Origin of the sequence: Desulfosporosinus metallidurans (assembly GCF_001936615.1) — a bacterium.
Classification (GTDB): domain Bacteria; phylum Bacillota; class Desulfitobacteriia; order Desulfitobacteriales; family Desulfitobacteriaceae; genus Desulfosporosinus; species Desulfosporosinus metallidurans.
In genome coordinates this window covers 61,729-86,556 of the sequence record NZ_MLBF01000011.1, presented here as the reverse complement: position 1 = coordinate 86,556, position 24,828 = coordinate 61,729, and the positions used below count along the sequence as shown (strand labels likewise).

General features: G+C 44.1%; 21 protein-coding genes. 19 read left to right on the top strand and 2 right to left on the bottom strand.

Translation table 11 applies throughout. The features are described 5' to 3' along the window. Positions 1-197 precede the first annotated feature (197 nt). The 17 genes from DSOL_RS09690 (at position 198) to DSOL_RS09610 (ending at position 21,075) form a co-directional block, all read left to right on the top strand. The gene (locus tag DSOL_RS09690; protein WP_075364664.1) at positions 198-1,907 is read left to right on the top strand and encodes a Wzt carbohydrate-binding domain-containing protein; all 1,710 of its coding nucleotides are present in this window, start codon (positions 198-200) and stop codon (positions 1,905-1,907) included. Between the two features lie 79 nt (positions 1,908-1,986). Continuing rightward, positions 1,987-2,214, top strand: a complete 228-nt coding sequence (locus tag DSOL_RS09685; protein WP_075364663.1) for a hypothetical protein — start codon at positions 1,987-1,989, stop codon at positions 2,212-2,214. Positions 2,215-2,446: 232 nt separating this feature from the next. Further along, entirely contained in the window at positions 2,447-3,607 is a 1,161-nt protein-coding gene (locus tag DSOL_RS09680) for a glycosyltransferase (protein WP_083642409.1), read from the top strand. Between the two features lie 19 nt (positions 3,608-3,626). Continuing rightward, positions 3,627-5,000 (top strand): sugar phosphate nucleotidyltransferase, encoded by a 1,374-nt coding sequence (locus DSOL_RS09675; protein WP_075364662.1) that lies wholly within the window; start codon positions 3,627-3,629, stop codon positions 4,998-5,000. Positions 5,001-5,061: 61 nt separating this feature from the next. Then, positions 5,062-5,610 (top strand): adenylyl-sulfate kinase, encoded by a 549-nt coding sequence (cysC, locus tag DSOL_RS09670; RefSeq protein WP_083642407.1) that lies wholly within the window; start codon positions 5,062-5,064, stop codon positions 5,608-5,610. A 45-nt stretch (positions 5,611-5,655) separates the two neighbouring features. Next, complete coding sequence (locus DSOL_RS09665; protein ID WP_075364661.1) at positions 5,656-5,874, top strand: transcriptional regulator; 219 nt, start codon at positions 5,656-5,658, stop codon at positions 5,872-5,874. Between the two features lie 97 nt (positions 5,875-5,971). Then, entirely contained in the window at positions 5,972-7,828 is a 1,857-nt protein-coding gene (locus DSOL_RS09660) for an O-antigen ligase family protein (RefSeq protein WP_235838759.1), read from the top strand. Positions 7,829-8,437: 609 nt separating this feature from the next. Next, the gene (locus DSOL_RS09655) at positions 8,438-9,013 is read left to right on the top strand and encodes a Uma2 family endonuclease (protein ID WP_075364660.1); all 576 of its coding nucleotides are present in this window, start codon (positions 8,438-8,440) and stop codon (positions 9,011-9,013) included. Between the two features lie 300 nt (positions 9,014-9,313). Continuing rightward, the gene (cshA, locus tag DSOL_RS09650) at positions 9,314-10,789 is read left to right on the top strand and encodes a degradosome RNA helicase CshA (RefSeq protein WP_075364659.1); all 1,476 of its coding nucleotides are present in this window, start codon (positions 9,314-9,316) and stop codon (positions 10,787-10,789) included. A gap of 134 nt (positions 10,790-10,923) precedes the next feature. Next, positions 10,924-11,235 carry a M domain protein gene (locus DSOL_RS09645; protein WP_075364658.1) on the top strand — a complete coding sequence of 104 codons (312 nt, stop codon included), beginning with the start codon at positions 10,924-10,926 and terminating at the stop codon, positions 11,233-11,235. Positions 11,236-11,422: 187 nt separating this feature from the next. Further along, the gene (locus DSOL_RS09640) at positions 11,423-13,039 is read left to right on the top strand and encodes a S41 family peptidase (protein WP_075364657.1); all 1,617 of its coding nucleotides are present in this window, start codon (positions 11,423-11,425) and stop codon (positions 13,037-13,039) included. Positions 13,040-13,087: 48 nt separating this feature from the next. After that, positions 13,088-13,414 carry a hypothetical protein gene (locus tag DSOL_RS09635; protein ID WP_075364656.1) on the top strand — a complete coding sequence of 109 codons (327 nt, stop codon included), beginning with the start codon at positions 13,088-13,090 and terminating at the stop codon, positions 13,412-13,414. A gap of 147 nt (positions 13,415-13,561) precedes the next feature. Then, positions 13,562-14,758, top strand: a complete 1,197-nt coding sequence (locus DSOL_RS09630; protein WP_075364655.1) for a TolC family protein — start codon at positions 13,562-13,564, stop codon at positions 14,756-14,758. Positions 14,759-14,782: 24 nt separating this feature from the next. Next, positions 14,783-15,937, top strand: a complete 1,155-nt coding sequence (locus DSOL_RS09625; RefSeq protein ID WP_075364654.1) for a TolC family protein — start codon at positions 14,783-14,785, stop codon at positions 15,935-15,937. Positions 15,938-16,127: 190 nt separating this feature from the next. After that, positions 16,128-17,342 (top strand): efflux RND transporter periplasmic adaptor subunit, encoded by a 1,215-nt coding sequence (locus DSOL_RS09620; protein ID WP_075364653.1) that lies wholly within the window; start codon positions 16,128-16,130, stop codon positions 17,340-17,342. Further along, a complete protein-coding gene (locus tag DSOL_RS09615; protein WP_075364652.1) occupies positions 17,339-20,479 on the top strand; it encodes an efflux RND transporter permease subunit in 3,141 nt (1,046 codons plus the stop codon). The genes DSOL_RS09620 and DSOL_RS09615 overlap by 4 nt, the downstream gene beginning before the upstream one ends. A 50-nt stretch (positions 20,480-20,529) precedes the next feature. Beyond that, the gene (locus DSOL_RS09610; protein WP_075364651.1) at positions 20,530-21,075 is read left to right on the top strand and encodes a TetR/AcrR family transcriptional regulator; all 546 of its coding nucleotides are present in this window, start codon (positions 20,530-20,532) and stop codon (positions 21,073-21,075) included. 79 nt (positions 21,076-21,154) lie between these two features. Here the strand turns inward: DSOL_RS09610 and DSOL_RS09605 are convergent, their stop codons facing one another. Beyond that, positions 21,155-21,499, bottom strand: coding sequence for a hypothetical protein (locus tag DSOL_RS09605; protein ID WP_075364650.1), 345 nt, complete (start codon positions 21,497-21,499; stop codon positions 21,155-21,157). Positions 21,500-21,661: 162 nt separating this feature from the next. Between DSOL_RS09605 and DSOL_RS09600 the strand changes: the two genes are divergently transcribed. Further along, positions 21,662-22,609 (top strand): cell wall hydrolase, encoded by a 948-nt coding sequence (locus DSOL_RS09600; RefSeq protein WP_075364649.1) that lies wholly within the window; start codon positions 21,662-21,664, stop codon positions 22,607-22,609. A 318-nt stretch (positions 22,610-22,927) separates the two neighbouring features. On the opposite strand, the gene DSOL_RS09595 is transcribed toward DSOL_RS09600, so the two are convergent. Further along, positions 22,928-23,863, bottom strand: coding sequence for a metallophosphoesterase (locus DSOL_RS09595; protein WP_075364648.1), 936 nt, complete (start codon positions 23,861-23,863; stop codon positions 22,928-22,930). A 102-nt stretch (positions 23,864-23,965) separates the two neighbouring features. Between DSOL_RS09595 and DSOL_RS09590 the strand changes: the two genes are divergently transcribed. Next, complete coding sequence (locus DSOL_RS09590) at positions 23,966-24,814, top strand: hypothetical protein (protein ID WP_075364647.1); 849 nt, start codon at positions 23,966-23,968, stop codon at positions 24,812-24,814. Positions 24,815-24,828: the final 14 nt, after the last annotated feature.

Genomic DNA, 24,828 nt, shown 5'->3' with positions numbered 1-24,828 from the left:
AAAAGAGTACGGGAAACCAGGATAAAAACAATTAACCACCGAGCTCAGGTTGTTTATTAGTGGTAGTAACGAGGATGAACATAGCAGTGGACAAACAACCTAACAAAACAACGGGGAACTTATCCTAGTTGCCACGTGCAACCCCACCTGATAAATTAGTTGGAGTGATAACTTTAGATCGAGAATGGTGGAAAGAAATGATTATTAATAAATACTTCTTCCTACACATACCGAAGACGGCGGGAACGTCGTTATTTACTTTGTTTAGAACTGCTTTAGGCGAGAGTAATGTGTTCGAGGTGCCATATCTAGATGTAAATATCGGCAAGAGGCGGGCTGAAGCAATTAAAGATTTTTCTTTGGTAGGTGGGCACCTTACGTTTGAACAAATGCAAACAGATTTTGAACAGGAACGATATCGCATTGTTTTTTTAAGACACCCGGTGGATAGATTTGTGTCCATGTATTACTTTAATCAATCTAGGATGGATATGGGTGATCCAACAGTGAGGCTGGCTAAGACAAAAGATTTTGATTCATTCTTAGCAGCCATTTGCGAAACGGAAGACTTTGAAGATATACGTAACATTCAGACTAGGTTTATGACTGGATCGTTTTGGACAAAACTTCTGCCTAATGAACGGATAGCCTTGGCTAAGGAGAACCTTTTAAAGATGGATTTTGTGGGGATTACAGAATACTTTGCTGATTCAATAGATCTGCTATGTTTAGATTGTCAGTGGTTACCGACTGCTGAAATTCCTAGAGAAAATATTTCAATAGGGCGACCAGAATTAAAAAAAATCGATGAAAATTTGATCAAAAAAATCATGGAGTTTTCCAGCTTAGATATGGAACTTTATTCCTACGGACTAGAACTTTACGAAGCGAAGAAGCGGGAACTACTGCGGGAGTGTGTGCGCCGTAATGCTGAAGAGTTCCGTTCGAGTTCTATACAATCAATAGATATAAATGATAGAGACAACGAACAAGCTTTTGAGGTAAACATACAGCGGGAATCAGAGCTCCAAGATACATCTTCTTCAACCGATGTAAAAAACCGGGAATTTGGGTCTAGAGAGATTGAAATTCTATCGGTCGACATTAGTGGATTGGATTCGGGTTCCTCAATCATGAAATCTGGGGAGAAAGCGGTTATCAGAGTGTTTGTCAAGTCTAAAATCGTGGAGGAGAACCTAACGGTAGGATTATGTATTGAAGATGAATTTGGGCAGATGGTATACGGCACAAATAGCTATCACTTAAGGGAAACTATATTAGTTTCTGAGGGACAAACGATCTGCGTCAGATTCGATCTGAGGATGGATCTCTGTGAAGGGGTTTATCGATTAGTAGTTGCTTTGCATACAGGAGAAGCTCATTGGGAGAAATGCTATCACTGGAAGGAACGGGCTTGTGAGTTTAGAGTGAGTGGGTTTAATGGGGCTTTTGCGCAAGGAATAATACGGTTGTATCCGAAGCAGACAGTTGAAAGCGAAGCTTTATCTGAACCTTTACCGGCCGAAGTTGCATCTGGTATTATGTTATCGGTGTCAGATTTTCTGCCAGAAGTTCGCTGTAACCAGCAATTTGACTGTCAAGTGTCAGTGATAAATCAATCAGAATATGTCTTAGCTAGCTACCCTCCCTATCCGGTGCATCTCTCATATCATTGGATCAACGCTCAAAATGGCGAAGTTGCTGTATTTGACGGGGAACGTTCGCGGTTGATACAACCGGTAGCCGCTCGTTGTGCTGGAACATATGCTATAACTATCCTGAGTCCTGAGGTTCAGGGAGAGTACATCCTAAGAATTACTCTGGTTCAGGAAGGCGTATTTTGGTTCGACGATTTGAGTAAGAGCTCTTATGTAGAGGAACAAGTAAAGGTACAATTAGTTGAATAATGGATAACAATGTCGAAGTCAGGTTTATCATAACCATGAATGCTTCATCCACGATTGGCTCACCACTATGGGGGGCGCATTGCGGGTACTCAGCATTTTGAGAGAGTTGTTTCAGAAGCATCGTCGTATGTTGCATTATATAAATAAGCTAGCAGATCACCCCGACCTTCAGCAAATCGTTATCGCCTTAATGGTTACACCGCAACGTTCTCCTTTCTACTGGAATGTGCATGAAGGTAATACGCAGGACGTTACAACTCTCCTGATTTGGACCAAAGACTTCTTCGTTGATATTTTATGTTCGTGATCTGAAAATAGAGTGTATCCATCTATAGTCATCATCAGGCACTATATTATAGGAGCGCGTTATATGTATATTAAGTCAGTTTTTTTCGATGCCCCAGTGCGCAAGATATTATTTGAACTGAATCAAGCTGGCGGCGCTTCGACCATTAAAGATTTCGGTGTGCTTGTTCAGAGTTTAGGATAAAAACCATGGGTGAAGTCTGGTTTAAAAGAACCGGTAACTGGGGGACAAGATGACTAAGAATGCAAAAGAAGTTGTGAACATGAAAAGTGAAGGATACCAACCAAAAGTTGCCATAGTCCACGAATGGTTGACCAATATGGGCGGTTCGGAACAAGTAGTGAGTGTCCTTTTGGAACTTTTTCCGGATGCCCCTGTCTATACCTCCTTATTTGAGTCAGCTAACCTTGTGCCAAGTCTGGCTGAGGCTGATGTTCGCCCGTCCTTCCTACAACGTTTACCCAAGTTCATGCGTAAACATCAAAACTTGTTGCCCTTAATGCCTTATGCCTTTGAACAATTTGATCTTAGTGATTATGATTTGGTCCTCAGTAGTTCCTCCTCCTGTGCGAAAGGAGTAATAACTGGGACTAAGACGATTCATGTCTGTTATTGTTATACACCAATGCGTTACGCTTGGGATTCATACCATTTGTATATGAAATCCTTAATAGGTCTAAAGCGTTGGCTAGTCGTTTGGCTAATGCATAGGATTCGTTTGTGGGATCGACTAAGTGCGGATAGGGTCGATCACTTTATCGCTATTTCACATGCAGTTCAAGAGCGGATACGAAAGCATTATAGGCGTGAATCACGTGTGGTCTATCCACCCGTGGATATCGACCGGTTTACGTCTAATTGTGCAAGGGAAGAGTTTTATCTGGTTGTCTCTAGATTAGTGGGGTATAAAAGGGTTGACTTAGCAATCGAGGCCTGTAATCGTTTGGGACGTCGCTTAATTGTGGTTGGTGATGGTGAGGAGCAAAAACGCTTGAAAGCCATGGATCGCGGTAAAGGGAAAACGATTAGGTTTATGGGCCGCCAGAGTGAACAGGTCGTTGTGGATTATTTAGCCCGGGCTCGGGCCTTTCTCTTTCCCGGAGAAGAGGATTTTGGCTTAACTATGGTTGAAGCCCTAGCGTCCGGTTGTCCGGTGATTGCTTATGGTCAAGGCGGCGCGGTTGATATTGTGGAAGACGGTGTAACAGGTGTATTATTTAATGAGCAGACCGTCGAGGGAATGATGGCCGGAATTTTACGCTTTGAGGAATTGAGCGGGAGCGGTCAAGGGTATTTTGAGCCCTCGTTGTTAAGGAGTAAGGCAGGGGAATTTAGCAAGGAAAATTTTAAGAAGTCTTTGATTAGTGCCTTAGAGGAATTGGGAGCACTATAGATTTTAAGGGGTGTATATGATGAAACTAATCTTACTTTCGGGTGGTTCTGGCAAACGACTGTGGCCGTTATCGAATGATGCAAGATCAAAACAATTTCTTAAAGTATTACAAAATGAGCAAGGAGAACCAGTTTCCATGGTACAACGGGTTTGGGAGCAATTGGAATCGGTGGATCTAGCTCATTCTTCTTTGGTAGCCACTAGTAAAGCGCAAGTCGATATGATTCAACGTCAATTAGGGCAAAATGTAACGATGATTGTTGAACCTGAGCGAAGGGATACTTTTCCAGCGATTGCTTTGGCCGCTTCTTATCTTTATTCCGTGGAAAAGACGGGATTAGATGAGACTGTGGTTGTCTTACCCGTCGATCCCCATGTCGAAGTTGGTTTTTTCAATAAGATTAAAGAATTGGAGAAGGTACTAGAGGAGTCCAACGCTAATTTGGCACTCATCGGAGTATCTCCAACGTTTCCTTCGGAAAAGTATGGTTATATTGTGCCTGAACCTAGCCAGGAAACCCAACTTTATTCTAGGGTTAGTTATTTTAGGGAAAAGCCCAAGGGAACTGATGCTAAGGAACTTATGCAGCAACAGGCTCTCTGGAATTGTGGCGTATTTGCTTTTAAACTTGATTATATTATTTCCCAACTTACCCAAAAAGGTCTTCCGACGGACTACGAAGAGTTGCTGCAGCAATATACCAAATTACCTAAAATTAGTTTTGATTATGAAGTGGTGGAAAAAGCCGAGCATATTGTTGTTCTCAGATACGAGGGGGATTGGAAGGACTTAGGCACCTGGAATACCTTAACGGAGGAAATGCCTAATGGTCTGGTAGGCAATGCAATCTTAAGTGAAGATTCTCTCAATACCCATGTTATTAACGAGTTGGACATTCCGGTCGTGGTTCTTGGTATCTCTGATGCGGTTGTGGCTGTAAGTCCTGATGGAATCTTAGTCACGGATAAAGACTCTAGTCCGTCGATTAAGGACTTAGTGGGTAAGTTTAACCTGCGTCCGATGTACGAGGAGAGACGATGGGGATGGTATCGGGTTTTAGACCGTACGGTGTTTGAGGGTGGCAATGAGGTTTTGACTAAGAGGCTTAGCTTAATGGCGGGCATGAATTTTAGTTATCAATATCACAATCAACGGAGTGAGGTCTGGACCATTATAAGCGGTGAGGGACTTTATGCATTTAACGGGGTAGTTTGCCGTGTTAAGCCAGGGGATGTGTTAAATATTCCGATTGGAGCTAAACACGGCTTGCGTGCTGTTACGGATTTGGAGTTTATCGAGGTCCAGATGGGTAGTGACCTTGTTGAAGAAGATATTGTTCGGATTTATATGACTTGGGAAGAGGTTGAGGAACATTGTACTTGGACTGAGTGAGAGTAAAGAAAATAGACAAATTTAAAACATGGTTCTGAAATAGCCAAGGAGAGATATGTGAATGGATAATAAACTTGGGCACAGGGGTAGAGTACTGTGGTTCAGCGGGTTATCGGGGTCAGGAAAATCGACCTTGTCCAATGCATTGGACAAGCGCTTGTATGATCTAGGGATTCGAACGTATTTACTGGATGGAGATAATATCCGTCAGGGATTAAATCGGGATTTGGGCTTTAGTAAAGCCGATCGGACGGAAAATATCCGGCGCGTTGCAGAAGTCGCTAGACTCTTTCTGGAGACGGGGATGATCGTTATCGTCGCTTTTATTTCCCCGTATCAGATCGATCGGCAGTTGGCGCGAGAAGTTATAGGAACGGATGATTTTTTGGAAATCTATGTCCGTTGTTCCCTTGAGGAATGCGAACGGCGTGATCCCAAAGGATTGTACGCCAAAGCTCGTTCTGGAGAAATCCCTAACTTTACCGGAGTTTCTGATCCCTATGAAATACCCCAAAATCCGGATATCATCGTCTCGACTGAGGAAGAAAGCGTGGAAGACGGGGTTGAACGGATTTTGACAGAATTAAAGGCAAGGAATTTGATAAAGTAATTTTCACACTCCAAACTGATCTTATTGAGGATAGGAGGGGTTACCTTGTTTTTTGGGTTGGAGTTTAAGGATAAGAAAACCGTTAAAGAACTTCGGAAAAACCAACACTTGACGGCCAAGGAACTAGCGGACAAGCTCAAATTGGATACCGTGGATATCTTGAAGATCGATGATCTAAGGCTGAAGGACATCACAGAACCGCTAAGAAGCAAACTCACACCGATTCTAAGGGGAGATTACATGGACAATATGACTTGGCTTTAAAAAGCTGTACAAACTTTTTCCTAAAAATGCTATAATAACACATATTGTTTTATTAGATCCTGCATATACTACATGGTTTGAGGAAGGTGAGGGATTTTTGATAAAGAAGGATCGTGTTATTAATTATAATTGGTATTTATTATTGCCATTGATGTTCTTGCTGGCGGTTGTGCCTTTAATAGTATATCTAAAAGTTGTACCGTTAACCGGCGCTTCCTTTGATTTTTGGACGGGTCAGAAGGAAAATCTGGACTTTTTCTCTTATTATAAGATGGTGGGGATCTTAGTTAGTAGTATCTTAGCCGTTGTTGTTTTGGCATTAGTCGTTATGTTTTACGGATTTGATAGGATAAGGGGTAGCTATTATTATATTCCAATCGCAGTTTATGCTTTCTTTGTGATTCTTTCTACGGAGTTTTCTCAGTATACGGATATCTCGTTAACGGGTTTCACCGATCGATATGAAGGGATGTACGTACTTCTAGCCTATATGGCCGTTTTATTTGTTACCATTAATCTTGTGAACAAGGAACAGCATATCAAAGTTCTTTTAGGCGCTTTATTCGCAGGGGCAGTCATTATTGCCATAATTGGTGTGTTTCAATACATAGGTTATGATATTTTCAAATCTGCATTTGGTAAAAGTCTCATTCTGCCTGCGGCTTACCAACAAATGGCGGATAAATTACAGTTTCAATTTGCCAAACACTGGATTTATTCTACCCTCTATCATATCGACTATGTGGGTAGTTATATGGCGATGCTTTTCCCCTTGACATTTACCCTGTTCGTGCTCACCAAGAGAGGTTGGCTCAAAGCACTCTTCGCTGGTCTCTCCCTTTTAATGGCGGTAAACTGGATTGGCTCTAATTCCCGAGCGGGTATGTTGGGTGGTGTTTTGGCACTCATCATTTTATTAATTATGATTAACAAATACATACTTAGGAATTGGAAGTACTTTGTTGGTGGGTTTGTGATTTTGGGTCTTGTAGTATTTGGACTAAATTATATTTCAAAGGGATATTTAGGTTCGAGGATTGGTTCCTTAGTTTCTGATGCGGCAAAGATTACGGGAACTACTGGGAAAGACGATTCCAAAGCGAAATCACTCTTGCAAGGGTTAGATATCAAAGGAAACCAGGCGACGTTAGTGACACCAACCGAGACCCTTAAGTTTTCGGTAAATAGCGGTCAACTCACGTTTATGGATAAAGACGACCATCCGATCGGCATAAAATTTGAGCAAAGTACAGGCAAGATCGATTTACAGGATAATCGGTACAAAGACTATAAGCTCACGCAGGGCAAGTTCAATACTATGAATGCTCTCCAATTAGAGAAGGGTATTCTAAAATTGAACTTTAGTCTAGCTAACAATAAGGTCGCTCTGCTAAATGGCAAAGGCCAAGTTGTCAATATCCAACCGGTAGAAAAGTGGGGATTTGAAGGTAAAGAATTGCTAGGGTCTTCTCGGGGATATATCTGGTCCAGATCCATTCCTTTACTGAAGCATACTTTATTTGTAGGGTACGGACCAGATACCTTTGCTATCTATTTCCCTCAGAATGATTTTATTGGCAAATTCTATGCTTATAATGGCGATATGTGGCAGATCATAGATAAGCCTCATGACTTATATTTGCAGGTTGGCTTAAACACTGGGATCATCTCCCTCTTGGCTCTTTTATCATTGTTTATCGCCTATTTTATCAGAAGTGCAAAGCTCTACATTAAGAATGATTATGATGATTTTGTCTCGAGAGCCGGAGTGGGAATCTTTGTGGCAGTATGTGGTTACCTTGGTGCCGCCTTTTTTAACGATAGTGTAGTTTCTGTGGCCCCAGTGTTTTGGGTACTTCTAGGGCTGGGAATTAGTATCAATTATATGTTGGAGCAGAAGAACCTGAGCCCTCAATTAGCTTTGGGGGAGCTGGGCAAGGAAAAACGAGCTTAAAGGACACTTATCAACAAGAAGAAAAACCATAAAGAACAAAAAGCAGTCGATAGAGTTAATCGACTGCTTTTTGTATCGAGAATTGGCGTAATATACCTCAAAAAAGAACCTTCGCGTCCGAAGGTAGGTATGCGCAATGCATCTTATTTCTTAGATACGTTTTTTTGACATCTTTTTGTGGGGTCCCATTTTTCTTTGCAAACCCATAAGATTCAAGGGGTATTAAGGCTCTTCTCTGTTACCCAACTACAATAAATGGTATAATAAAGGAGATATGAAATTCAAGAATAAGGATGTGATGAAATTGCTAAGGAAAACATTCATGGGGGTTGTCATCTTAGTAATGGCATTTGCACTTGCTGGACTGCGTATTTAACTCCAGTCCCCACAGGAACATCTCTAGTTGAGACTAATATGAACCTATCACAACAACTGATGAAACAGAAGGATGTAGTTGGTACTTCAACCTTTACTTATCCAAAAAAACAGATTACGACCCAAGCTATAAGTGATGGGAAGACGATAGACTCTATCACTTTCAAGCCGGAATAAACGAAGTGCATTTCATGTAAATATTTGGTATAATACGAACGGTAAGGAGGAGGTCATATGCCGTTATCACAAGAAGAAAAGAAATACACATATGCAGACTATCTAAAATTCCCAAGTGATGAACGATGGGAAATTATTAATGGAATACGCTATATGCAATCGGCTCCAACATGGCAACATCAGGCAGTTAGTATTCAATTAGCATCTCAGTTCAACGATTATTTTAAAGGTAAACCATGTAGAGTATTTGCTGCTCCATTTGACCTTTGTATTCCTGAACTTGATGAAAGCGATGAAGAAATTTCAAATATCGTCTCACAACCCGATATTGTTGTAGTTTGTGAAGAAAGCAAGCTTAGAAAAACAGGTTATTTTGGGGTACCATCACTCATAGTCGAGATATCCTCACCATCAACTGCAAGAAATGATAAGCTTTTCAAGTTTAATAAATTTGAAAAGGCTGGTGTGAAAGAATATTGGATTGTAGAGCCAGATACAAAACTTGTAAGTGTATTCACTCTACAGGACAATAACAGATATGGAAGACCTGAACTATATACTGAGACGGATAATGTAGAGGTATCGATCTTCCCAGACCTCGTAATTGAGTTAAGTACAGTGTTTGATTTTTAGTAACCTGCTCATTGCCCTTCTCATCAGCCGACTCCCTCTGGGGGTCGGCTGAATTTATTTCGGGGGAGCGAGGATGGAGCTTTGGAATGTGAAATACTAACTTTTAATCCCGGTATATTTATGGTATAATATTTTTTTGAGTACCACAAGCGTCTTTCGCCCCGTTAGCGAAACTCACGCGCGAGCGCGGATGTTCTGTTTCGGCGGTTATAGGTATAAGAACTTTTTATGCGCAGTTATAGATAGAGACGCAATTGGAGAACTTAATAAGTATAACAAACAAAAAGGAGAATGAACGTATTGGCAACATTTACAGACTTAGGATTAAGTGAACCCGTTATTCGAGCAATTATCAACATGGGGTTTGAGGAAATGACCCCTATTCAAGAGAAGACGATTCCTACCACGATGGAGGGAAAAGATCTGATTGGACAGGCCCAGACCGGAACGGGCAAGACGGCTGCTTACGGAATTCCCTTGGTGGAACGAATTATGCCACAAGCCGAGCAGATTCAGGGCATAGTCCTTGCGCCCACGCGAGAATTAGCGGTCCAGGTTGCTGAAGAGTTAAACAAGATTGGGCAGTTTAAAAGGATTCACGCCTTGCCTATTTACGGTGGACAAGGGATCGATTGGCAGATCAGGGCCCTGAGAAAAAGGCCCCATATTATTGTAGCAACTCCAGGACGTTTAATGGATCACATGAGGAGGAGAACGATTCGCCTCAATGACATTAAAATTGTTGTTTTGGATGAAGCCGATGAGATGCTGAACATGGGCTTTTTGGAAGATATCGAAACGATTCTCAAGGAAATTCCAGAAGAACGTCAGACCTTGCTCTTTTCCGCCACCATGCCTAGGCAAATTCAAAATATTGCTCAGCGGTTTATGAAGGAGCCGGAGCTGATTAGTATTAAGTCGACAGGAGTCACGGTTTCCGATACTGAGCAACATTATGTGGAAGTGACGGAACGACTGAAATTTGATGTCTTATCACGCCTTCTTGACATTCAATCACCGGATTTGTCGATTGTTTTTGCGCGAACCAAACGGCGGGTGGATGAACTATCTGAGGCTTTGAGTAAACGTGGCTATTCGGCCGAAGGAATTCACGGTGACTTGACTCAAAATAAGAGAGACAGTGTCTTGCGACAGTTTAAAGACGGCACCATCGAAGTTTTGGTGGCTACTGATGTGGCTGCACGGGGTCTGGATATTAGCGGAGTGACCCACGTCTTTAACTTTGATATTCCTCAAGATCCAGAGAGTTACGTCCATCGGGTGGGGCGTACCGGTCGAGCAGGCAAAACAGGCTTGGCGATTACATTAGTCACACCACGGGAGATCGGTATGCTAAGACTCATTGAATCCGTTATTAAGCGGAGAATCGTTCGCAAGCCTATTCCAACTATCATAGAGGCTGTGGAAGGTCAACAACGCTTAACGATGAATGAGATTTTGAGAGTCATTTCTGAAGAAGATATTGAGAAATATAAAGGAGTCGCTGAAGAGTTACTGGCTGAAAATGACTCGATAACTCTTTTGTCGGCTGCCCTGAAGATTATTACGAAGGAGCCTGAAGCCGTCGAGGTTCGATTGACAGAAGCGGCGCCTATGCGAGGGAGAAGCATGGGAAATCCCAGACCTCCTCAGGGGAATTACAACAGAAACGCCTATGCACCAAAGACAGATACTTGGGCCCGGAGAAAAGGCAACGATGTTCGCGGAGGCGCTGCCGGAGCTCAAAGGGGTAGAGATAACAAGAGAAACGGCTAGTGGCGGGTTAATTATTGGATAAAAAGTAGGATTTAGGAAAAGGTTGTTGGTGACCTTTTCCTTTTCTGTTGAACAGATTATCTTGATGGGGTATCACAGTAATGGTATAATTTAGAAAGAGAGGTGGTGGAACGATGGAGAATGAGATTAAAGAAATGCTCGGGCTTATACTCAACAAACTGGATGGGTTAGAGTCAAGAATTGATAGCTTAGAGTCAAGAATGGAATCAAGAATGGATAGACTAGAATCAAGAATGGATAGACTAGAATCAAGAATGGATAGACTGGAATCTAGACAAGACGAAATATATTGGGTTGTTAAGGCTATAGAGCATAGTAATCAGGTACATGGAGCGGAAATCGATAATCTCAAGTTTAAGGTAAGCCATATGGAAGGTACGATTAATGCCGTAGGAGATGTCATTACAACACGGAAGGCGATATAAGTGAAGCATATGGATAATATAATGAGTCAGACCTATAAAAATACCTTCTTAAAGTCGCGATAACTTTAGAAGGTATTTTCATATGCTTGGAAAGAACTTTTTAAGCAAGGCCGAAGGTAAATCCAATAACGCGTCGAATCTATAATCCAGAGTGGCTTTAGAACTCTGGAGGGAGATTATAGAAACTATGCTAGCAAGATTTTTACGGAAGAAAGCAGTTGGACACTTAGTCTTATACTTAATGCTCGTCTTAACCCTACTTCTGAGTAATTCAACGTCGGTTCTGGCTTCGAATGTTGATGTTTTGCCAGAAATTCGTGCATTGCTTCAAAATCAGTATGTGGATCCTGTTTCAGCTGATGTCTTAAATGCTCCGACCGTGGATGAGACGCTGAAACGTTTGGGAGATCCGCACACGATGTATTTCTCCCCAGTGGATTACCAGGGCTTTGTGGGAAGTATTAATATGAGCTTTTATGGGATCGGGGTACATATTAACATGGAAGCTGAAGGGGTAAGAGTGGTCTCTGTCATTTCTGGTTCCCCTGCGGAAGAGGTCGGCTTGAAAGCTGGGGACTTGATTGTCAGTGCGGCTGGGCAATCCTTGGCCGGGTTATCCTCCGACCAGGCAGTGAGATTACTGCGAGGGATCGAGGGAAGCACAGTACAAATCAGTGTGAGGCAAGGGACTGTGACAAAGGATTTGAATGTAACGCGCAGGGCGATCACTGAACCCACAGTGACGGGTTCTTTACTTGATGGACATATCGGTTATCTTGGCCTGAAATCGTTTGGCAGCAACACACCGAAGGAATTTGAAAGGGCAGTTATGCAATTAAGCAATCAAAGTGTCGACAGTTGGATTGTTGATTTAAGAGACAATGGGGGAGGGTACTTAAGTTCGGCAATTGACCTTGCGGGCTATTTCATTGGACCCCATGTTGCAATTCAAGTTAAAGACCGCACGGGGGTTATTCGCTTATACCAAGCCCCGGAGCAAGCGTTTACTTTGAACCAACCCATACTTTTTCTGACGAACGAAAACAGCGCCAGTGCCTCCGAAATTCTAACTGCGGCGGTCAAAGATTACCATAAAGCGACCATCGTCGGGACAACGACGTATGGTAAGGGGAGCGTACAGAGTATGTTCACTCTTTCGAACGGTGGAGTTTTTAAGATGACAGTGGATCACTTCTATTCCCCGTTTGGGCATCAAATTGACAAAGTAGGGGTTACTCCTGATGTGGCAATACAGCAAGCGGATTCACTCAAGGCGGCGGAACTGCTGCTGTCTGATAAAACGGTCGCCCTCACCAAGGCTAGGACACCAGACTATTGGGAAGCTTGGGGAGAACTTTCGAACTCGGTGGCTACTCAGGAGAAATCTGCGAGTTATTCCCTCTATTATCCCGATTATCGTAAAGTCAGTGAATTATCAGGAATTCCACTGGACAAAAAGTTTACTGTGCATTTTGACGGGGCGATTAACTGGCAAAGTGTGAACGATTCGAGTATCGAGCTCATTGACAGTCTGACCGGAGAGAGGACCCTTACGACGTTTAATACGCTTGGACCCTCCGATGTGCAAGTGATTCCAGAGAAAGCGTTATCCCCTGATGCGACGTATTGGTTGGTCATCCATCCCACAATCCGGGATGTAGCGGGTCAGACGTTGCATGAAGGAACTGTAGAGGTTGTGCATACGCTGCAAGGGTCGGGAACGCCGGAGAAGGCGAAGATTCAGTCCTTTGGAAAACCTCTTGACTATGGTTGGGCCATATGGGACTTGGGTGAAAAACAATAGAATAAACGGCAGTGATCAAATTTGAGGATGATAAGTGGAGGGGAATCTATGGTCTATGAGGTGTGTGCTCTTGTAGCTACCATTATTCTGGGAGTGCTCGGCCTTGAGTTAACGTTTTGGATTCGTTCAATCCGGAAACTCACGGATGAGGCGAAGCAAACAATTCAGGATTTAAACACTCATTTGCCGTATATGCTTGAGGATGTGCAGGCTGTGACCAACCTTGTGAGACAGACAAGTGATCAGGTGGGAGGCACGGTGAGCCAAGTGGCCGTCAGTCTGGAGGAGATGAGAAAGAATCCTATTCGCTTGGTTGCCGTTTTCATGGAGGCAGTGAAACAAGTTCGGGAATTATGGAGAGAGGTTCGAAAGTAAAATGATTCGCAAAATTATTGTTTCGTGGGCGTGCTTAAGGGATTGATTTCTCATGAAATTTGACGTATAAATAATAGGGTGACCGAACGGTCGGTTCTGAATAATATCACTATCGAAGTAATGAGTTATGAGTAAAGGAGGATTTATGTGAAAAAAATAATTTCCATTTTAATGGTCGCTTTGATGCTGCTTGTTTCAACGAACACTGTTATGGCTGCGGATGATGCTCTTGACATAGAAAAAGTTGCCATACAGTCTTTGAAAAATTCTCAAGACGTTCAGTCTGTCAATAGACAGGTAACGCTAATGCAGAAAAATTATGCTGATATAACAGCAGCAGTTAATGGTGTACGAAATGGTTTGCGCTATATGAATTCTTATCAAGCCGTTGAATTCATTATTCTTAAACCCATGGAAGTCCAAAATAGCTTAACAACATTTACGAATTTGCAACTCGTTACAACCAATGCAGTTCGATTATCGTCATATAAAGCCTATATCGGTCTTTTGAAAGCGAATTATGCTTTGACTATTCAAAAGGGTCTTATGGATAGCTTAGATGCCGATTACAAAAAAGCTCAGCAGCAGTTGTCGTTAGGCATGATATCCCAATCTCAACTTAGATTGAGTGAAATTGCTTACCTTAAATCTCAATATAGACACGATAGTTCTCAAAAAAGTGTTAACTCGGCTTCCCTGTTAATCAGTAATATGATGGGTGAAGATTTAGCAAAGCAATATACTCTGCAAGATAATAACATAATTCCTGCAGCCCAGATTAAATCCTTAAATGACTATGTCAACATTGCCTTAGGCAACCGAGCGGAAATAGTTAATGCTCAGAGCACGCTCGATACCAAAAAGAAGGAATATGACTATGGCAAGGCTGAATTGCCGACGGATTTTCAATTTTATGTCCAGAAGCAGCAGTATGCTATCGATAGTGCTCAGAACGATTTAGATCTGGCAAAAATAAATGTTCAGCTGGATATCACAAATAATTACAAGGCCTTGGAATATGCGATGAAGACCATGGAAGCTATGAAATATCTGGATGATCAGGCAAACTTTAATTATCAAACAGCACAAGTTCAATATGATAATTCCCAGATCACTTTAAAAGAACTTGGGGATGCAAAAGTGGCCAAAGCGACAGCCGATGTGAATTATAAAAATGCAGAATTAGATGCCTGGCTGGCCCAAACTATGATGGATACGGCATGTGGCAGTGGTTTTCAACCTTCAAACATTTTAAGCTCTTTGAGCAGCTCTTTAAATAGCAGCTCCAGTTCTAAAAATAATGTGAATCCGACTGAAAAATTTAATCGAGCAAATCGAAATTAGCTAATAAGAACGGAGGGGTTTTGTTTGAAAAAGAGTTATTTGACGTTATTTGCTCTAGTTCTTTCAACTTCAATTGTATTTTTTACTCATAGTACCTTGGCAGTAGACAGTGTCGCTCAACCAACGTCTGGTACTCCTTCAACGAGTACTGCCAAACCGGCTACACCACCAACCGATAATTCGACGTTAAATCTTTCGCTTGAGGACGCCTTGAAGTCTATGGAAGCAAGCAACAGTACGTTGAAATTAGCAGACGGCAAAATTTCGATCTATGAAAAACAAAATGAACAGGCTTTGGCAAGGCATAATGCAAATATACCAGTTGCTGATGAAGATAGTAAGAAAGATTTAAGTCTAAACTATAAACGAACTCAATGGACCTTAGACAATGCTAAGCACGACAGAGATACTCAGTTAAAGGCACTTAAGGTGCAGATTACGAATGAATATGAAAACATTTTGACACTTCAGCAGCAAGCGGAGAACACAAAAAAGCAGTTGGCTAATCTTCAGACCATTATAGATCAGGTTAACCTGCAGATAAAACTTGGCTTAAAGGTACCTTCCGAGATCTATTCTTACAATGCACAGAAAACTAAGCTTGAAGCAGGCGTGAAGGCTATCACGAATACTGTAAATTCTTCCATGATTACGCTAAAAGAAGACGTGGGACTTGATATCAATCGGAATGTCATCCTGACATCAAACCCAATTGAGTATACTAAATTTGATGAGAAGGACATCTATGGCAGGATTACCAAGGCAACTCAAGACAATTATGATTTGAAACGGTATAAGGAAGACATTGACATTTCGCAGATTGAGTATGATATCGATTTTTATTATGATGATACGCTAGCAGCAGACCAAGTCCAATTGGGGATTGAAGATAAGAAGGGTAAACTTGAAACGTTACCAATTAATCAAGAAGTTCAATTAAAAACGGCCTATAATGGTTTAAAATCTTTAGAAAACACAATTGAAGCCGATAAATTGGCCGTGGAAGCCGATCAAATCAATGTCAATGTGATGCAGAAAACGATAGATGTTGGCAAGTCGAGTAGCCTTGACATCATTTCGCTTCAAAACACACTTTTAAATGATCAGTATACCTTGCAACAGGATATTAATGCGTACATGACAGCAGCCGCAAATTTCCAAAACAGCTTAGATAATTAATCCGCATCTAAGACATTTTTATGGAATTAAAAAGCCGGTTTTCCTGCTAAGGATTACCGGCTTTTTGTGCTATTGGACGATTATAGGGATTGATTTCCAGTAAAATATCATATATAACTAGAAGGTGACCGAATGGTCGGTTTTGGTTTGAGGGCTCTATTAAGTAAGTAATAAGGTGGGGGAGAAAGCTATGGAGAGGAAAATTGGGAAAACAGGAAAAAAGACTCTGATCATACTTGGGGTACTCGTTGTGCTGGTTTTTGTGGGACGTGGGCTCACAAGTAAGCCCGTAGCGGCAGTGGTGGCTGATAAATACATACCGGTACAAGTGGAAGCAGCAGGAAAGAAAACGCTCACTAATACAGCAATTTTGAGCGGGAAAGTGACTTCCGATACGGATGTTTCAGTGATTCCGAAGGTGCCGGGTAAAGTGGAGTCGGTCTTAGTGAACGTGGGGGACCCCGTTAAAAAGGGGGATGTCCTTTTCACCCTTGATGCCACGGATTTTAGGGATGCATATCAGTTGGCGGATGCCAGATATCAGAACAGCAAGGAACTTTGGAGTGCAGCTAAAGCATCCCTTGATCGTACGCAGACTCTCGCATCAGCCAAGATCGCAGATGCACAACAGAACTTGGCGAATACGAAGGCCCTTTTTGAGGCCGGAGCAGTCTCGCAGGTGCAGTTGGATCAAGCTAAGCTTGGGGTCAAGGAATTAGAAGCGTCCTACGCCAGTCAGATTGAACAATTGCAAGTGCAAGCTTCGGACAGCAGTCTTCAACTGGCTCAGGTCCAACTCACCCAAGCACGTGAGGCTTTGGACAATGCGACTGTGACCTCACCTGTTGAGGGAACCGTTTCACAGGTTAATGTTCAAGTGGGAAACATGGCTACGAGTGCTCAAGCGGCAATTGGGCTTACGAATACCCAGAGTGTCTACAGTTCGCTCAGTGTTGCGGAGAATTTGGTGAACCGCCTCACAAAAGATCAAGCAGTGAAGGTCACGGTTCCTTCAGTATCTGAGAATAGTTTTGTCGGGAAAATCGATACTATCAGCCCTTCTTCCGATCCAAAAACCCAGCTTTATCCTCTTAAAATATCACTGAACAATCCCGAAGGCTTGATCAAACCAGGCATGTTTGCCAAGGTAGAACTCACAACGGATCAGAAGGCAGATGTCATGGCCACTAAAAGTGAGGCGGTCGTTCTTAAAAACGGTAAGACCATCGTTTATGTTGTGGTAGGAGATAAAGCTGTCTCTAAAGAGGTTGTCACAGGTCTCGACACTGGCGTGGATATTGAAATTCTCAAAGGGTTAAACCTCAATGATAAGGTGATCATTAAAGGGCAGACCCTAGTCGACGAAGGAAGCAAAGTCAAGATTGTGGGAGGGGACGCGTCTTGAAGTTAGCGGAAGTCTCTGTCAAGCGCCCAGTCACTATCATTATGGTGATGCTAATCATCATTCTTTTAGGGAGCATCTCTCTTTCCCGTTTGCCAGTCGATCTCTTGCCCAAAATGGATATTCCGGTGGCCATTGTGGTGACCGATTATACAGGGGTGGGCCCCCAAGAAATCGAGAAGATTATTACCAATCCCCTAGAAGGGGCTGTCTCCACCATAGAAAATATCGATAAGGTCAACTCCACAACGACGGAGGGGCGTTCGATTGTTATCGCTCAGTTCAAAAATGGGACAGACATGAACTTTGCGACTCTTCAAATGCGGGAAAAGATTGATCTGGTTAAGCGTAATTTCCCCTCCGATGTAGGGGCGCCGATGGTCATGAAAATTGATTTAGGCATGATGCCGGTTGTTCAATTATCCCTTTCCGCTAAAAATGCGGATCTTGCTAAGCTGCAGTCCATTGCTGAGGATACGCTTAAACCCCAGCTTGAACGTGTTGCAGGGGCGGCTTCGGTCACGGTGGCCGGGGGGTATGTGAATCAGGTAGAGATTCAAACGCATCAAGAAAAAATGAAAGGGTATGGGCTAACCATTAGTTCTCTAGCCCAGATTATTGGAGCGGAAAATCTCAATTCTCCTGGGGGGCAGGTTCAAAAAGGAACCCAAAAGTTAACGATTCGGACGACCGGAGAATTCCAGTCTGTCGATGAAATTAAAGAGCTGTTGATTCCCTTGGCCTCAGGAGGGCAAATCCGACTGAAGGATGTAGCGGATGTCAGCTTAAACCATAAAGAAATCACCGCCATTTCCAAAACTAACGGGGAACCAAGTATCAGTATTTCGATTCAAAAACAATCTGGAACGAATACGGTCCAAGTCGCCAATGATGTCAGTCTCGCTGTGCAAAAATTCAAGAAGGATTATCCGGATCTAAAAATAGATACCGTCATGGATCAGTCCACCTCCATTAAGCAATCCATTAAAACCGTGGAAAACGAGGCACTTTTGGGCGGACTCTTAGCGATCGTGGTGCTCTTCCTCTTCTTCCACAACATTCGAACGACCTTCATCACGGCCACGGCCATTCCGATCGCCATGATGGCGACCTTTGCCGTCCTTTATTTTACGGGTATAACGATTAACATGATGACCCTAGGGGGGCTCTCTTTAGCCATGGGGCGTCTGGTCGACGATAATATCGTGGCCTTGGAAAATATCCATCGCCATCGGAAGGCCGGCTATTCCAAGGTGGAGGCAGCGACTAAAGGGGTGTCAGAGGTCGGGATGGCCATTTTCGCTTCGACCTTGACCACGGTTTCCGTCTTTCTCCCCATCGTCTTTGTCCAAGGGGTTGTGGCTACGATTTTCAGGGAGTTGGCTCTGACTGTGAGTATATCTCTAGGGGCTTCCCTCCTTGTTTCACTGACCTTAGTACCGGCACTTTCGGCCAAGATCTTGAAAGCGGAGGGGATCCCCGAAGGTCGTAGAGGGGTTATTGGAGTGGTTGACCGCTTTAGTCGGTGGTTTGACCAGCTTTTTGGGCGGGTGGAAGCAAGTTATCGAAAATTTCTTCATTACGGACTCCACCATCGCAAGATTGTCGTTGGGATCTCTATTCTGATCTTTGTTCTCTCGGGGGCCTCCACACTTAAGTTAGGGGCAGAATTTATGCCTGTTACCGATGTCGGGCAATTAAGTGTTAAGGTAACCCTTCCGGACGGAGCGAAACTTCAAGATACCGACAGCACGGTGGTGCAAATCGAGAAGAAGCTTGAAGGGATTAAAGAGGTTAAAAGCGTCTTTACCCAAATCGGAACCAGTGGGGGTTTATCGATTGGGGGGGACAACCCGAATAACGCGACGATCAACGTTCAATTGACGGATCTAAAGTCCCGGCAACGAAGCGTCGGTCAGGTAGCCGATGAGATCCGTACCCTCACTAAAGATCTCGCAGGTGCTGAGATCAGTGTGACAGTGACAGATACCATGTCCATGGGTGGTGCCACAACTCCGATTGACATTGCGGTTAAGGGAGACGATCTCACTCAGCTGAAAAAGATAGGGCTGGATTTCCAGAGTAGTGTGGCCTCGGTCGATGGGACCCGTGAAGTTAAGACAAGCATGAGTGAAGGGATACCTGAAGTTCTAATTCAGATTAACCGTCCTAATGCTGCGCAATTCGGATTGACAGCCGGTCAGATTTCTCAGGCGGTTAAGGCGACCATTTCGGGAACCACTGCGACGAGCTATCGTTATGAAGGCAAAGAAATTGACGTCGTGTTGAGTGGAGACGAGACGTTTAAGACGAGTCTGGCCAACTTAGAACAGACTCCCATTCCCACGTCCTTAGGGATTACCGTTCCGCTCAGTCAAGTGGCTAAGGTCTCGCTCGACCGCGGTCCAGTGATGATTGACCGCACGGAGCAGACTCGCGTGGTCCACATTACCAGTCAGATCATGAATCGAGATCTAAAAAGTGTCACGACAGATATTGAGAGTAAATTAAAAGGGTATTCTATGCCCGCGGGGTATACGTATGAGATGGGAGGGCAAAATAAACAACAGGTGGATTCGTTTAAGGACTTAGGCCTTGCGATGGTTCTGGCCATTCTGCTCGTCTATATGATCCTGGCTTCTCAGTTTGAATCCTTGTTACACCCCTTTACCATTATCTTATCGTTGCCCATGGGATTCTCAGGGGGCATGCTGGGACTCTTTATCACCCACAAGACACTGAGTGTACCTTCGATTATTGGGTTAATTCTCTTAATCGGGATTGTCGTGAGTAATGCCATTGTCCTGGTGGATTACATCAATAAACGACGAGAACGGGGAGAGGAACGGGAAGAGGCCATCGAAAACGCTGGGCCTATTCGCTTGCGACCGATTGTTATGACCTCCCTGGCAACCGTGTTAGGGCTTATTCCGATGGCCTTAGGATTTGGTGAAGGTTCAGAAACCATGGCTCCGATGGCGATGGTGGTTATTTTTGGACTTTCGCTCTCCACGGTGTCGACCTTGTTACTTGTACCAGTTATTTATACGATTTTTGAAGACATCAGGGATTCGAGGAAGAAAAAGCGAGGGGCTAAAAGGGAGCAAAAGCTGACCAACTCGAAGACACATTCTGTTTAAATTAAAGGAGATGAAGGGCCACGGGGACCCGAGAGGAAAAATGGACTGACATCATTAACGCTGCGATTCGGGTTTTTTCGAAGCATGGCGTCGATGGCGCGAAGATGGAGTATATCGCCAAAGAAGCCGGGATTGGCAAGGGTACGATTTACGAGTACTTTGCAAGCAAGGAGCGGCTCTTTGAAGAAATGCTTAAGTTCAGTATGGAGGAATTTCGCCTTGGACTGAAGGAAGCAATGGACCAAGGGAAGACCATTACGGATAAGCTCTTGAACTGCTCACACTATAACGCGGAGTTTCTGATCGACCATATGGATATCGTTCAAATAGCAATGCAGATCAATCTGCTTTCTGAAGAGCTGCGTGTTCACTTTCTGGCAGGACAAGAGGCGATCAGAGGGCATTACGACTTGATGGTTAAAGCTGCTCAAGCCCAAGGGGAGTTACGAGCTGACCTTGATGACGAGCTAGCCACCTTTTGTATTATGGGTACCCTCGATGAGTTCTGTAAGCAACGGGTATTTGTTGATCAGCGCCCCTTGGCGGAAATCGATCATCAGGGTATCGTAGATGTCGTAATGAAAGGCTTAAAATGATGAAAGGCTTGAATGATGAAAGAAAGACCAAACACTTTAACGAGTGTTTGGTCTTTCGCTAGGTTTATGAATGGGTTGTTTAGTTGGGAGATATTAATTGAGGGGTTTCTGAAGAGGGAATTTCGGCAGTTTGGGGGAAGAAAGCCTTATAGAAGGCATGGCTCTGAAGCTGGGGGGATTCTTCCCTGATGCCCTGAAGTAAGCGGTAACGTCTATTAAGTAAGCTATACTGAGTCTCTAAAACGAGGATCTCAAGAACGGTGATTTCAACGTACTCTGGGGCTGCGTCATCAAGACGGCTCCAAGCGTATTCCATTTTTTCCTTGGCTTCTTCAATTTCTGCGATCAAGCGTTCCGCTTCGCTGAGCAGCGGTTTTTCGGGGGGAGAGAGTGTTGATAAAAAGTTTCTGAATAAATCTTTCATAGAAATCAGCTCACCTCACTTACCGCACAATTATTTTTGCTCATTTACAAGAAATATATGTGCTCATGAGTGTGGATATGAGTGGTTTAAAGTAAAGTTGTTATAAAACTCACCTCAATTGGGAAAGACTAGAAATAGTCTAAACTTTAAGAGGTGATTTTTTTGCCACACCGACGATGTCGGAAATCCTTGGCGATATTCCTGAGTGGGATGATGTGCTTGTTTTTGTGGCAAGCCAGCATTTATCCTGTTCTGGGACAAGGGAGCGACAATGAGGCGAACACAAATTCAGGGACCATCAAGATTGTGGTTAAACGAGGAGAAAGCCTTTGGAGTCTGGCCCAAATATACCATACGACGGTAGAGCATCTTGTAGAGCTCAACCAAGTGAAAACCCCTAATCAAATTAGGGAAGGGGAATCCCTATGGGTTCCGGACGGAGACGATTCAGGGAAAGTGATAAAAACTGTGATCGGAGCGGTTGACAACACGCTTGATACGCTCGATGTGCCGTGGTGGGTTAGTATTTTGCGAAGTGTGCCGACGTTAGCCACCATTAATAATCAGAGGTTAAGTGTATCTCGTTCGAGCAATGCTCAATTGGCACAGCCGAAAATTCCTACGTATGAAATAATCGTCAATGAAGATACAGAGTTGATGGATAAATCTCAAACGACGGCAACAGTCCCAGTCCCAGTCCCGGTCCCGGTAGAAACGGAAGGAGAAATTCTTTCTCGGGGTCTAGGGCGTTTGGTATCCAAGGAGGAAGTCGAACTTTTAACCCGTGTTATCTATGGTGAAGCTCGGGGAGAAGACTTTGAAGGGCAAGTAGCTGTTGGGGCGGTTGTGCTTAATCGTCTGAAAGATCCTCGTTTTCCTAAAACAATGCGGGCTATTATTTACCAGTCGGGTGCTTTCACAGCGGTAAAAGACAAGCAAATCCATCTCGAACCGGATGATCAGGCTTACAAGGCAGCAGAAGCTGCACTTTCCGGCCTGGATCCGACGAACGGGGCAATATATTACTATAATCCACGTATCGCCACAGACCGCTGGATTAAGAGTCGGCCCGTGATTAAGCGAATTGGTAACCATACGTTTAGTATTTAGAGGGGACTTGTGGGACACAGCGCTCGGTGTTACGACGCAGAGCAAACTAACCGTGTAAGCTCCCGGCTTTGGGGAGCGGGGTTCCCGCCAAATGCGCCGTCCTTGGCGCAGTTGGCGGCAGCGCACTGGCACGGGGAAGCGAAGGGACGGTTCTCATGCTTCCTTGGCTTGGGTCGGAGAATGGGGACAAGGGTCGTTTGGGGTGGACGGCACATTTCATGTGCACCGTCTGGCGTGCAAGAGTAAGGGACGGTTCTTGGTTTGCATTTTCAAATGCAAGTTCAAGAACCGTCCCCTACTTGCACTTGCGTGCTTGCACTAGCTCACTTTGTGTCTTGGTGAAGAGGTGCCTCGGTGTAAGGTGAAGAAGGTGATTTCGGGGGGGACGTTAAAGCGCAAGGGAATAAGGCTCTCCCCTAGGCCGCGGCTGATATAGAGTGGAACTCCGTTAATGACATGATATCCTTCATAAAATCCGTGATCTCCTAGATAGGTGTTGGTGATCAGGGGTTGGAATCCGGGAAATCTAATTTGTCCGCCATGGGTATGTCCGGTGAGAAGTAGGTCTGCTCCGTATTCCGCTACGTCGTCGAGGCAATCTGTGGAATGGGCTAAGACGAGGCGGAAGGGGGGAGTTGGTGGTTTCTGCGAAGCAACAACGGTTTGATAGGCCTGCCCTACATCGTCATGTGCGGTGGCTGGATCATCGACTCCGATGACCCAGAGATTAAGGTTCGGTAAATTGGAGGCTTGGTTTAGTAAGGGTGTCCACCCTAAGCGTTGAAATTGCTGGAGATAGTGTTTGAAAAGAGTGCGGGAAAGGTGGGCGTAGTCGTTATTTCCCATAACTACAAATTTCCCGTAAGTGGCTGTGAGCCCTGCTAAATAGCTATCTAATTTATCTAAATCCGTTCGGGTGGAAATGATATCTCCGGTGATGACGAGTAGGTCTGGTTTTTGGGCCATTACAACTTGGGCAATGTGCTCTGGGGTGATCCGCAAGGTTTCCAGATGCAAATCGCTGAGTTGGCAGATTGTTTTACCTTCTAAAGCGGTCGGCAGATTGGGGTAAAACAAATCCCATTGTTCGCGTTTTACCGCTAGGGTGTCGCGTTCTGCCCAGCCGAGGACGCCTGCGCTGCCAAGGGGTATGCTAGATAGTAGCCAATGGTGCGTGAGAAAACTGCCGATGCGAGAGAGAAAGTCGCGACGGGATATGGTGTTCGAAAGTGGGGGCGTAAGTTTTTCGGGCATGGTCTCCTCCTCAAGAAAACTTCTATGAGTATTCAGAACCCTTCCATTTGTCATATCATATCATGTTATGAAGTTACATTGAATTAAATAAAGGAGGGGAGCATGGTGAAGTTTGGTGGAGATCCGGGATACTCCCCAGGTTCGATCCGCAATACGCTGGGCTCAGGACTTAAAGCGAGTGGGTTTTTTCAAAAAGATGGTCAAATCCAGAATTCGCGGGGGGGCTTTATAGGAGCAAAGCAACAGCTTCCTCAGCTTCCTCATAGTTCCCCACAACAAGGTGGGGGATATTTTCAGGGTGGTCTCAATCAAGGTATGGGATACACGCCAGAACAGGGGTATGATCAAGGCATGGCTAACAATCAAGACTATTATCGAGGATATAATCAAGGTGGGTATGGCCAGGGTCAAGTCTATAATCAAGGGCAAGCGCGTCAGCTGATTTTACAGCCCGCGCAAGAAGGGATTAACGGAAATGGTGCAGCTACGATTTCGCCGGATAATGTTTTTTTGCTGATTGCCAATCTACCGGCACCGCAAGCGTTTCTTAGGCAAGGACAACCAGGAGTGTATGCTGCTTATTTAGTGGATGATAAGGGGAAGACTGGATTTTTGGTGGGCGTTTTGCGGTCCGTTGGGAATGGAGTTTATCGGGCGCATTTCCAAAGCCCGGTTCCGCTTCTTTATTACAGCCGCGTCGTGGTTTCGGTGGAGAATCCAGCTCAGCTTAGCCAGGCGCCCAATGGCCCGATCATATTAAAAGTTAAAGAGCCTATGGGTATGATGGCCTTTCTCAATCCAGTAAAGAATACCGCTACCACTGTTTGGGGGAAGCTTTCAGGTTTGATCAGTGGTAGGAAAAATCCGCCGCTAAGTCCGGAATCCGTTCCAGTGAATCCCGAACTGCTTCAATCTCTGAATCCGCCAATCCCTCCGATCTCCCAGCCTTAATTCTAGGATGGAAA